Source organism: Marinomonas pontica, assembly GCF_026191375.1.
GTDB classification, from domain to species: Bacteria; Pseudomonadota; Gammaproteobacteria; order Pseudomonadales; family Marinomonadaceae; genus Marinomonas; species Marinomonas pontica.
In genome coordinates, this window is sequence record NZ_JAODTL010000033.1 from 144629 (window position 1) to 156229 (window position 11601).

Annotated in this window: 12 protein-coding genes, 1 other RNA gene and 1 pseudogene; 3 read left to right on the forward strand and 11 right to left on the reverse strand. The window is 44.7% G+C overall.

All coding sequences use genetic code 11. From position 1 onward, the window contains the following. Nucleotides 1–36: 36 nt before the first annotated feature. The 6 genes from N5P32_RS08070 to prfB all read right to left on the reverse strand — a co-directional run bounded on the left by N5P32_RS08070 (nucleotide 37) and on the right by prfB (nucleotide 6103). Nucleotides 37–462, reverse strand: a complete 426-nt coding sequence (locus N5P32_RS08070) for a DUF7282 domain-containing protein (RefSeq protein WP_265728581.1) — start codon at nucleotides 460–462, stop codon at nucleotides 37–39. A gap of 186 nt (nucleotides 463–648) precedes the next feature. Further along, on the reverse strand, nucleotides 649–1413 hold the full coding sequence (locus N5P32_RS08075) for an anti-sigma factor (RefSeq protein WP_265728582.1): 765 nt from the start codon (nucleotides 1411–1413) through the stop codon (nucleotides 649–651). Beyond that, the gene (locus N5P32_RS08080) at nucleotides 1410–1979 is read right to left on the reverse strand and encodes a sigma-70 family RNA polymerase sigma factor (RefSeq protein WP_265728583.1); all 570 of its coding nucleotides are present in this window, start codon (nucleotides 1977–1979) and stop codon (nucleotides 1410–1412) included. Before N5P32_RS08080 ends, N5P32_RS08075 begins: the two co-directional genes overlap by 4 nt. A gap of 235 nt (nucleotides 1980–2214) precedes the next feature. Then, a complete protein-coding gene (gene hisC, locus N5P32_RS08085) occupies nucleotides 2215–3276 on the reverse strand; it encodes a histidinol-phosphate transaminase (RefSeq protein ID WP_265728584.1) in 1062 nt (353 codons plus the stop codon). A gap of 182 nt (nucleotides 3277–3458) precedes the next feature. After that, nucleotides 3459–4961 carry a lysine--tRNA ligase gene (gene lysS / locus N5P32_RS08090; RefSeq protein WP_265728585.1) on the reverse strand — a complete coding sequence of 501 codons (1503 nt, stop codon included), beginning with the start codon at nucleotides 4959–4961 and terminating at the stop codon, nucleotides 3459–3461. Between the two features lie 46 nt (nucleotides 4962–5007). Beyond that, nucleotides 5008–6103, reverse strand: a protein-coding gene (gene prfB / locus N5P32_RS08095) for a peptide chain release factor 2 (RefSeq protein ID WP_265728586.1) whose coding sequence is annotated in 2 segments (ribosomal slippage) — nucleotides 5008–6030 and nucleotides 6032–6103 — 1095 coding nt in all. Because the reading frame shifts where the segments join, the coding sequence is not laid out codon by codon here. 144 nt (nucleotides 6104–6247) lie between these two features. Between prfB and N5P32_RS08100 the strand changes: the two genes are divergently transcribed. The 3 genes from N5P32_RS08100 to N5P32_RS08110 all read left to right on the forward strand — a co-directional run bounded on the left by N5P32_RS08100 (nucleotide 6248) and on the right by N5P32_RS08110 (nucleotide 7443). Next, nucleotides 6248–6547 carry a cell division protein ZapA gene (locus N5P32_RS08100; RefSeq protein WP_265728587.1) on the forward strand — a complete coding sequence of 100 codons (300 nt, stop codon included), beginning with the start codon at nucleotides 6248–6250 and terminating at the stop codon, nucleotides 6545–6547. Between the two features lie 129 nt (nucleotides 6548–6676). After that, nucleotides 6677–6854: non-coding RNA, 6S RNA (ssrS, locus tag N5P32_RS08105), on the forward strand. A gap of 4 nt (nucleotides 6855–6858) precedes the next feature. Then, nucleotides 6859–7443 carry a 5-formyltetrahydrofolate cyclo-ligase gene (locus N5P32_RS08110; protein ID WP_265728588.1) on the forward strand — a complete coding sequence of 195 codons (585 nt, stop codon included), beginning with the start codon at nucleotides 6859–6861 and terminating at the stop codon, nucleotides 7441–7443. Between the two features lie 15 nt (nucleotides 7444–7458). Here the strand turns inward: N5P32_RS08110 and traF (N5P32_RS08115) are convergent, their stop codons facing one another. The 5 genes and pseudogenes from traF (N5P32_RS08115) to N5P32_RS08135 all read right to left on the reverse strand — a co-directional run. Then, nucleotides 7459–8349 carry a conjugal transfer protein TraF gene (traF, locus tag N5P32_RS08115; protein ID WP_265728589.1) on the reverse strand — a complete coding sequence of 297 codons (891 nt, stop codon included), beginning with the start codon at nucleotides 8347–8349 and terminating at the stop codon, nucleotides 7459–7461. Between the two features lie 29 nt (nucleotides 8350–8378). Continuing rightward, nucleotides 8379–9026, reverse strand: coding sequence for a conjugal transfer protein TraF (locus N5P32_RS08120; RefSeq protein WP_265728590.1), 648 nt, complete (start codon nucleotides 9024–9026; stop codon nucleotides 8379–8381). 103 nt (nucleotides 9027–9129) lie between these two features. After that, entirely contained in the window at nucleotides 9130–10380 is a 1251-nt protein-coding gene (traF, locus tag N5P32_RS08125; RefSeq protein ID WP_265728591.1) for a conjugal transfer protein TraF, read from the reverse strand. A 199-nt stretch (nucleotides 10381–10579) separates the two neighbouring features. Continuing rightward, nucleotides 10580–11374, reverse strand: coding sequence for a 3-deoxy-manno-octulosonate cytidylyltransferase (gene kdsB / locus N5P32_RS08130; protein ID WP_265728592.1), 795 nt, complete (start codon nucleotides 11372–11374; stop codon nucleotides 10580–10582). Further along, a pseudogene (locus N5P32_RS08135) lies at nucleotides 11374–11601 on the reverse strand (KdsC family phosphatase); the annotation flags it as partial. The pseudogene N5P32_RS08135 and the gene kdsB, both read right to left, overlap by 1 nt.

Below are 11601 nucleotides of genomic sequence, written 5' to 3' on the forward strand. Positions count from 1 at the left end.
AAAATTCATCGACCCCTTAATGAATAATCTTCTATATTATTTTGCTATAATCACATCCATCACTAGCTTGCCGTCCACCTTGATCGGCCCATCTTCTTTCGCACCTAAGGTATATTCAAAAATACCCGTTTTCATGCCACCAGCTTCGCCATGCAACATCAGCATTAGCATTTCACCAGGCTTAACAGATTCGGTAAGAATTGCTGCCACATCATGATTTTCGCCTTTTTTAAGTGGCGCGTAAGCCACCACAGGACCGGGCTTCATCGCCTTATCCGTACGATGTACAACTAACCAACCGTTGCTATCAGCCATAACCATATCAGCACTGACGGTTCCACCCGAAACATCCTGATCACTGCCTTTAACCGCAAGTTTACCGCTCATTCCACCCGCTAACGCAGCACCAGTCATTGTCAAAATACCTAAACCAAGCGCAATACGTGAAAATGTATTTTTCATAATAAACCTCTACATTGTGTCTTATTGAGTAATATTTTCCTTTTACACTCATAGCTACGAGCACAATTAAAAAAGGTTTCAGCAAATAAATGTTTTTTTAATTATTTTTCTAAAACCTCAAAATAAGGGTTAAAACATAAAAAAGCCAACCTGTTTAGATTGGCTTTGACGATCATGATGTCTAAATTATAAAGACGTAGAGTAGAGTCGACCATGAATAGCAGGACCAGTTGGCACACCGGTTGGAGAACCGCCAGCGGGTTCCACACTGATACCAAACGTCGCATGACGAATCACCGCTGGGTCATAATTGATTTGCTTTTGAATGGGTGCAGAAACATTCGCCAATAACCCTAAAGAACGTGGCACTGGGCCAATCTCATCTGCTTTAATCCACAACTGATACGTTTTACCTGCTTCTTGCCCTTGTGCGGTAATTGGTCGAACAGTAAGTTGTCGAGTTTCTATATCCAGCGACATAATAAAAGCTGGCTGCTTATCATCTGCTTGAAACACGGCAACAAAAGGCGCATTAGCCTGAGCCACTGGCGCGACGGGTGCTTTAACCACCATAACGATGGCAAGACAAGCCGCCATAGCCGATGCGCCAAACGCACCAAATCGCCAACGTTTCAACTTGACTCGCATCGCTTCCATTTCAACCACAACAGAGGAGGTTGCTGAGTTTAGTGCCTTCTTACTCAGGGGGTTATTATTCGTTTGCTGATCGAGTTTGGCCAAAACCTCGTCAAACAAGCCTGCTCTTGGTTCTGCATCTTGCACATAATCGTTCAACCCAGAAAAATGAGCCTGCCATTGTACAATGGCTCGCTCAAGCAAAGGCTCATTCACACGGCGAGCTTCTACCGCGTCGCGCTCGTCTTTATCCAAGGTACCGAGTACGTACTCGGCCGCCACTGTTTGAATGGATGTTTCTTCGTCGTTATTCATAAATTCATACAACCTTGCAGCTGCTTAATGCTGCGATGAAGCCAAGTTTTAATGGTGCCCAACGGCTGCCCAAAACGTTCTGCAAGTTCTTGACGAGAAAACCCGTCCAGATACGCCGCTTTAATCATTTCTGCACGAGGCGATTCAAGGCCATCTAAACACGCTTCCAGTTTTAATAAATCTCGGCTTTTAGCAAATGAGTCATCTGGCGTCATAGAGTCGTCAGCGATTAAATCAAAATCCACATCGACCTCACTGTCTGGCAGCGTATTTTTCCGTATCTCATCGATCGTACGGTTTCGCGCAATCGTTGCCATCCAAGTAATGGGAGACGCGACGTTCGCATCAAAGCTAGATGCTTTATCCCATATTCTAAGATAAACCTCTTGCAGCACCTCTTCGGATACCGCTTGATTCTTCAAGATACGATAAACAATGCCAAAAAGTTTCCGATGGGTAGCCTCATACAATTCAGAAAAGGCAAGACGATCTTCTTTTGCCACGCGAATAAGCAAATTTGCGAGGGATTCTGTAGTGGGTTGTTCCGATAATAAAGGTGACGTCATAAGGCTCGCATCGGTTAAGTATCCATTTCATAGAGTACCAGTATTGCACTATTTTTAACCAAACCCAATCCAAGAAAGCATAACCTCAATGAACCATTTAAGCGCTATTTTCTTTAAGCGCACTCGAAGCGTTTCGCATTATTTAAAAACAACAAACTCACTAAAGCCAATAAAAAACCGCTCATCAAGGAGCGGTTTTTAGATACAGCTTTTAGTAGAAGCTTTAAATAGGCAATTACAGTGTTTTCAACGCAGCCGTAAGCGAAGCCATTTCGTCGTCCGTGCCGATCGTAATACGAAGGTAGTTCCCAATTCGTGCTTTGTTGCTGCCAAAGAAGCGAACAAGGATGCCCCGCTCCTTTAGAGCCAAGTAAATTTGCTCGGCGTCCTTGTCTGGATGAGTGGCAAATACAAAGTTGGTCGCAGACGGAATAATACTGAATCCCAACGCTTCCAGATCTTTAACAGATTGCTCGCGAGTGGCAATGGTTTTATCACAAATCTCTTTTAGGTAGGCTTCATCTAGTACAGCCGCTGTCGCACCTGCCAAAGCAACGCGATCGATTGGGTAGGAGTTGAAGGAGTTCTTCAATCGCTCCAAGCCTTCGATCAAATCAGGATGACCCAATGCGTAGCCAACACGAATCCCAGCCAAGGCACGGGATTTCGACAAGGTTTGCACCACTAATAAATTCGGATATTGATTGATCAAAGACACAGCACTTTGTGCGCCGAAGTCCACGTAGGCTTCGTCTACCAGCACAACCACATCTGGATTCGCTTTTAGAATGGTCTCAATATCCACCAAAGGTAACGCTTTGCCCGTTGGCGCGTTCGGGTTGGTGATCACCACACCGGATACATCTAGGTTATTGTAATCCGCAGGTACGATATCAAAACTTTCGTTAAGCGGGATTAGCTTTGGTTCGATACTGTATAAACCAGCGTACACTTTATAGAAGCTATAAGTGATGTCAGCGAAAGCCAATGGTTTGCCACCAGCAAAATACCCCATGAACGCCAACGCCAACACTTCGTCCGAGCCATTCCCTACAAACACTTGGTTCGCCTCTAATTGGTAGCTTTTTGCTAAAGCGTTTTTCAAGGTCACGCAGTTTGGATCTGGATATAAACGTAAACGCTCACTGACCTCAAGCGCCATTGCCTCTAAGGCTTTAGGCGACGGTGAATAGGGGCTTTCATTGGTGTTTAGCTTGATGTACTTTTTGTCTTGCGGTTGTTCGCCTGGCACATAAGGGTCAAGAGAAGCAATTTTATCTGTCCAAAAACGACTCATATAACTCTCCATTACTTTTTATAAAGGGGTCAGAGCCCTTTAAAAGTAGATATTAGATAAGGCAAATTTTGTTTCTATTAATGGGATCTGACCCCTTTAATACTTTTAATAGAAACAAAATAAGGCCTCATTTGAGGCCTTATAAATACATTAGAATTTGTCAGTCACTGTCCGGCCTAGGATCAGTCCTGAGGCTTCATATGTGGGAACAACAATACGTCACGGATCGAAGGCGCATTAGTAAACAACATCACCAAACGGTCGATACCAATACCTTCACCAGCGGTGGGTGGTAGGCCGTACTCTAGTGCATTGATGTAGTCTGCATCGTAATGCATGGCTTCGTCATCACCCGCGTCTTTCTCTGCAACCTGACGCATGAAACGCTCGGCTTGGTCTTCTGGATCGTTAAGCTCCGAGAAACCATTAGCGATTTCACGACCACCAACAAAGAATTCAAAACGGTCGGTAATGAAATCATTGTCATCGTTACGACGCGCCAGAGGTGATACTTCCGCTGGGTATTCGGTAATGAAAGTCGGTTGGTCCAATTTGTGCTCTGCGGTTTCTTCGAAGATTTCTGTCCAAAGTTTACCCAAGCCCCAGATTGGTTTCACGTCGATTTTTAGTTTCTTCGCAACCGCTGTCGCGCCTTCAACGGTTTCTAGGTCTACCGCTGTCAATTCTGGGTTGTAGTGCAGAATCGAATCCAACATGCTCATGCGAACAAACGGCGCACCAAAGTCGTATTCAGAACCTTGGTACGTCACTTTCGTCGTACCAAGAACTTTTTCTGCTACTGTGCGAAGCATGTCTTCCGTTAGATCCATAAGATCTTTGTAGTCTGCGTACGCTTGGTAGAATTCGATCATGGTGAATTCTGGATTGTGGCGAGTCGATGTACCTTCGTTACGGAAGTTACGGTTAATCTCGAATACACGCTCGAAACCACCAACCACCAAACGCTTCAAATAAAGCTCTGGCGCGATACGCAAGTACATGCTCATGTCCATCGCATTGTGATGGGTAACAAACGGACGCGCTGACGCACCACCTGGAATCGTTTGCAGCATTGGCGTTTCAACTTCCATGAAACGGCGGTCTTCTAGGAAGCGACGAATCGTAGAGATGATTTTTGAACGCATTTGGAACGTCTCGCGAGACTCTTCGTTTACGATCAAATCAACGTAACGCTGACGGTAACGCATTTCCATGTCAGATAAACCGTGGTGCTTATCTGGCAATGGACGTAGAGATTTGGTTAGCAATTGCGCTTCTTGCATATCAATGTACAAGTCGCCTTTGCCAGATTTGTGTACTGGACCTGAAATACCGATAATATCGCCCAAATCCCACGTTTTTTGATCAGCAAGCAATTCAGGAGACAAGGCTTTGCGGTTGACATACGCTTGGATTTGTCCCGTCATGTCTTGCAACAACATGAAAGCACCGCGGTTACGAATAATACGACCAGCAATACTCACTTTATGGTCTTTTTCTTCTAACTCGGCTTTTTCTAATTCACCAAATTCTGCTTGTAGATCCGCAGCGTATGCGTTTGGACGAAAGGTATTTGGGTAAGCATTGCGCTCGGCACGAATGGCCGACAATTTACCGCGGCGTTCTGCTACTAAGCGATTGTCATCGGATTGTGCTGTGGATTCTGTAATATTTTCGTTAGCCATGATTTGCTATCTACTCTTTTTAAATTATCTAAATTAGGAACGGCGTTTATAGGCCTTGTTTTAAACTTGCCACGATAAACTGGTCTAAATTGCCATCTAGCACAGCACCCGTATTTGACGTTTCTACGCCCGTACGCAAATCTTTAATGCGTGATGCGTCCAATACATAAGAACGAATCTGGCTGCCCCAACCGATATCAGATTTGCTGTCTTCAACCGCTTGCGCCGCTTCTGTACGCTTCAACATTTCAAATTCGTACAATTTGGCACGAAGTTGTTTCATAGCGAAATCACGGTTGGCGTGTTGTGAACGCTGATTCTGACACTGCACCACTATGCCCGTCGGAACGTGAGTAATACGTACCGCAGAATCGGTCGTATTTACGTGCTGACCGCCCGCTCCAGAAGAACGGTAAGTATCGGTACGAATGTCGGCCGGATTGATTTCAATCTCAACGTTGTCATCGATCTCAGGGGACACAAAGACAGACGCAAAGGAAGTATGACGACGGTTACCTGAGTCAAAGGGCGACTTACGAACCAAACGGTGTACACCCGTTTCCGTTCGTAGCCAACCAAAAGCGTATTCACCTTCAAAGCGAATCGTCGCAGATTTGATACCCGCCACATCACCAGCCGATACTTCCATCAGTTCGACTTTGAAGCCTTTGTCTTCACCCCAACGCAAATACATGCGCAATAGAATGTTGGCCCAATCTTGAGCTTCAGTGCCGCCAGAACCAGATTGAATGTCCAAGAAAGCACTGTTTTCGTCCATTTCTTTGGAAAACATGCGACGAAACTCTAACTTGGCTAATAAGCTTTCTAGCTCTTCCAGTTCGAGTTCGACCGCTTCAACAGAATCTTCGTCGTTTTCTTCTACGGCAATGTCTAACAGCTCTTTAGAATCGTTTACACCCGATTCCATGCTGTCTAGTGTTTCAACCACGGCTTCAAGCGCTGCTCGCTCTTTGCCGAGTTTTTGGGCGTATTCTGGATCATTCCAAATGGCTGGATCTTCCAGTTCACGGTTAACTTCCTCTAAGCGTTCTTTCTTTGACTCATAGTCAAAGATACCCCCGAAGGGTTAAAGCACGGGCAGAGAGGTCTTTTATCTTAGAAAGTATCGGGTTTATTTCCATATTGGCGTCAATTTGCTATAAACAGTGTGGATAAAGTTAATTCGGAATTGTAACGAATTTACTCGCAGCATAAAATGCCATTCGCTACCCAATGATGGAAAAACAGACCATTTTTTGTGGGCCTTGCTATCAAATGGAGTCAATATGGATAAGCCAACCGTTTCAGTCGACATACTGGGACAAAATTACAAGATTAATTGCCCTAAAGGGCACGAAGCCGATTTGAAAGAAGCGGCAGAATACTTAAATGGTCAGATGCGTGAGATCAAAGCCAGTGGAAAGATCATCGGTCTAGAAAAGATTGCGGTATTGGCCGCGTTGAATATTACTCACGATATGCTTTCTGGCCGAAAATACGCGCGTTCGAACGAACAACAGTTGCGAGAACTGACCTCTCAGCTGGATGCTGCATTGACGCATCAAACAAAGTTGGTCAATGAATAATCATTGTTGGTTTATTCTTTGATCTACTTTTTTGATTGCAAGGATATAACACGAATTTTCTTCATACAGTCCAGAAAACGAAATCGTACATGGCGTGATTTCTACCTTAGATTACTCTATACTTCACTTCGTTTCCTGGGTTGTTCGAAGCGGCTTAACGCCCTTGAGCCTATGAGTAATACCCCGGAAAGAGCCTGTTGGTTTGGTGTGCATGTCCGTGCGTCGGAAAGCCTAAAGAGTCACAGTTCTTTCCACCTTGAACCACTGGGTTCAAGGCCAATAGCCGAAACGGCAACTCGGGAAACCCTTTTATGACGTCTCATCTTGATCCAAGACAAATCCTACGCCGCCAATTACGTCAAACAAGACGAAATTTATCTTCGCAAGAGCAACAGTCTGCCGCCCTACAATTATCTTCTCGTTTCAAAGAACATGCTGACCACTTCCATCTCACAAGTGGTAAACGTGTTGCCTTGTACTTAACGAATGATGGTGAAATTTCACCTCATGTATTGTGTGCTGATTTTTGGGAACAAGGCATTGAGACTTACCTTCCTGTGGTGCAAGGCAAGCATCTAACATTTGCACGCTATAGCTCAGAAACAGTCTGGCAAGAAAATATCTTCGGCATCAAAGAACCCGTCACGATGGACTATGTTTCCGGTGAAGAGCTAGATTTAGTGCTGTTGCCATTAGTTGGGTTTGACTCAAAAGGTGGACGCCTTGGTATGGGGGGAGGCTTTTACGATAGGACGTTTGCTAATAAAAAAACCACAGAGAAACCGCGCCTAATAGGCCTTGCACACGATTGCCAAGAAGTAAAAAGCCTACCTGTTGAAGGTTGGGACGTGCCATTGGAAGCGATAATTACGCCAACAAAAACGCTGTTTATTTAACCGACACACCTTTCACTAAAACATAAAGCCATAGCCAATGGAGAAGTATGTACCACTGGCCCCTTGGTCGTTTTCAGCGGCATAAGCAATATCGATGTCCAGACGTCGCCCAATCGTAACCCCAGCAGTGATATAACTTAACTCCGAGCCCACCATGTTTTTACGGTAGCCTGCTCGAATTCCTGGAAAAAGCGCGGTCGGACTAAAAAATGAGATCGATGCGGTCGCCCATTGATATTTATCACCTAAAGGGTCTTTTATAGAATTCGCATCAAACGAAGTAGCGAGAGAGAACGCCTGATCTTTTGACTTAAGGGCAAAATCCAACGTCATCTGAGCTTTCATTTTGTACGATTCTTTTAGTGACAAATACCCTTTGTCCGCTAGCCTTATGGCGGCGTTACAGGTATTTAAATCGGTTCCAGATAAGCCAGTACAATCCCCCAATGGTATATAGTCAAATTCAGGCTCATTGATGTTGGAAATTGTGGCGCCCATTTGATAGTACTTGCTGGCTAAGATAACCCCTAAATCTAAACCAATATTCTCTTCTACGACGTCTCTACTCAGGAAATAATCACCGTAAGACACACTGGAATCTCCATCTTCTGTCAGCACGGTAAGCTTTCGATCTAACGACAGTTTATGAAAGTTTAAACGCCCGCCATAAATCACTGCACTGTTTTCCGTACGAGACACCATCTCACTGTAGCCGATACTAAAGTGGTAATCGCTTGCTCGCTTCATGTACACAGACATATCAGATGAGTAATCAAGCCCATCAATATCAAAGTCTGCTAAATCTTCGGCGGATGTTATGCTATCCAAATCATCCAGCCCAGTTACCGTTAAGTCATCCGCTAAAATACTGGCCCGACCGACTATAGACGCACTCGCGTCGATCATAAAAACACCACGACGACGCGTTTTATAAATTAACGGTAAAAAGGCGCTTGTACGGAAGTGGAAAATTTCACAAAAGTTGTTTCACCAACTTCATCGAGCAATGAGTTAGTTTGATCAATAAGGTCCTCTATTTCGGCTTTAACCTCAGCAACTTTATCCACCACAAACTCATCGGTGGCAGCCGTCGCGTCAGCCTCTGCCTGAGCAATTGCGGCATTTAACGCGGCGGAGCTGTCATCAGGAAGACGGTAATTCACACCATTGTAATCTTGAAGAGAAACACTGCCCCCTCCGGCAACATAAGCGTCTGCATACGTTTCTGTCGAATTATAAATTGCGTCTAATGCAACCGCTTCAGCATCCGCTTCAATGGTATCTAATCCAGATGGAAAATCCCCATCAACGGTAGCTTCTAGCGCATCAACTCTATCCCCCAAATCAGGTCCAGCCCCCGCCTCAAGTCCAATACTTAATGGCCCCAGAAAATTGACACGAAAACCTTGCAAATTAGCCATTAAATACGCGGCAGCGGGATTGCTTAATGACGTGGATAAAGCATGACGATTTCCATACCCACCTAATACGGTGCTAGACCCTATAGGTTGATAAATTGCCATACTCGCCACAGCAGAAGAGCTTGCAATACTGATGCATAAAGTCGCCAAAAACTTGTTCATTCATTCGCTCTTATAAACCAAAGGACTTTTGTAACAGCCCTATTAATAAAAAAAGCCGAAACCTTGTTAGGTTATCGGCTTTTTTTATTAAATCTTTACACTTTTAGAATGCAGTGTCATAACCGATTGAGAAGTAACCGCCGCGAGGTAGCTCATCACCATCCTCATCTTCTACCGTATCCAGCGCTACAGCCAAATCGATATTTAAACGCTTAAACATCGTTAGACCAAGAGAAGCGTAGCTTAGCTCTGTACCTGCTATGTTTTGACGGTAGCCGATACGAATGCCTGGTAAGAAATGAGAATCACCGTAATAAGACAAGGACGCTGCTGCCCACTGGTATTCATCGCCCACCGCATCTTTTACGGCATTTGTATCATAGGATAAACCCAAAGTGACTTGCTTACCTTTTGTCGATACAGCCGCATCGATGGTAGTTTGCATTTCCATAACGTATTTATCTGATGCAGTAATGCCGTAATCATCCGAAGCAGTGTTAGTCGTAACGGCAGCACCATCGAACTCTGGTTCATTAATATTGGCAAAAGTCACACCTACTTGATAATAGTGAGAAACCCAAACAGCGCCTAAATCGATCCCAACACCAGTACTGCTAACAGCATCATCTGAAATCGAATCCGAAATAGCATCGCCCGCATCAACATCTTCATCATCTAATTCAACTAAAGCACGGCCTAAAGAAATATCATGAAGATTCGCTTTTGCGCCACCGATCAACATACCATGGGAGTTCTGCCACATTGCTTGGCTATAGCCAAAACCAATCTTAAGGTCTGTCGCTGTTTGCGCATAAAAAGAAGTGTCTGTTTCTAATTCATCAGATCCATTAACCGAAACAGTTCCAGCCAACAGGCTTCCTTTCGCTACAGCAGAAATACTTGCATCTAGAGTAAAAGCAGCATTATTGTCTGTTTTATAAATCAAAGGCATAAACGGCACTTGCATGCTTAACGATGTTTTCACATAGGCCGAATCACCAATATCACCCAAAATCTCATTTGCTTCAGCTAAACCAGTATTTGCTGCTGCTGTATCTACATAAGTCGCATCAAGAATATCTTCCAAATCTTCGACCTGATCATCCAAATCACTAACATCTCCCATCTCGATACCAATACCGAGAGGACCGACAATACCAAAGCGGAAATTATCGTCATCTTCTTGGTTGACCATGAGAAATGGTGCTGCTGGGTTAGCCAATGCAGTGGCCAAGGCGCGCTGATTTGGGGCGCTACTCAGGGTAAAGCTAGACCCAACAGGCTGATTTACTGGCATTGCCGCTAGTACAGCGGTACTGAATAAGCTGCTTGAAACGAGTATAAGTTTTTTCATGATTTTGTCCTTCGAAAACCGAAATGTAAGCAAATAGCAAAAAACAATCACCTTTGTATTAATTGTATACGCATTACTTACATTTTTCCTACCCTAAATGAGGTAGAAGGCCAAATTGTAAAAATAAAAAGCACAAAAAAACGACCTAATCAGTGACGATTGGTCGCTTTTATAATGCAGGCAAGATCTTTATAAAAAGCTACATGCAAGCCAAGGAAAGTTGGTGACGAAGTTTTTCCAAATCCTCAGGGGTATCCACTCCGTGAGTCGGTAAGCCCTCCGCCATTGCCACTTGGACTTTTATCCCTTGATGCAGGAAACGGAGCTGCTCCAGTTTTTCCCACCGTTCCATGGGTGACATTGGCAGATCTGCGTATCGAGCCAATAAACTAGCACGATACACATACAAGCCAATATGACGAAGCGCTGGAAAGTCTGCTGGCAACACGCCTATACGATCTGAGTTACTGGCAAAACCATCTCTGTCCCAAGGCATTGGTGAACGACTAAAATACAGCGCACGCTGCTTTTCGTCACAAATGACCTTCACCACGTTTGGGTTAAAAAAGTCTTCAAGCTGCTCAATAGGGCACGCGACGGTGGCCATTTCAGCATCCTGATCTCGGCTAAGCGCCATAACGGCCGAATGGATTAAATCGACAGGAAGAAACGGCTCGTCACCTTGTACGTTGACCACGATTTCATCGCTCTGCCACCCCATTTTTGCAGCGACTTCAGCAAGACGTTCTGTACCATTTTCATGGTCGTCGCGTGTCATCACAACCGTCGCACCAAACTCTAACGCGGCTTTTTGGATTATTTCATGATCCGTTGCCACGATAACCGACTTAGCACCCGCTTTTAGTGCTAACTCATATACCCATTGCAATACTGGCTTACCACCTAAATCGGCCATCAGCTTTTGCGGAAATCGCTGAGAAGCGTAGCGAGCAGGGATTACGATGTGAAACTCAGGTAAAGATTGAATCATCATTATTTCTCAAACTCCGGTTTTTGAGCTAATTCGTACGCACTCTCCAAGGTCATGCGAGAAGCCAATACCATATCGGCAACTTCTCGAGCAACGCCTTCTCCAGCGGTTTTTTTGAGCGTAATCGAGCAGTGTCGCTGCACTAAAATATGTGCATCCGATGGGCACAATGCTAGCCCCACTTTAGGCATTACCTGAAGGTCTATCACATCGTCCCCCACATACGCCGT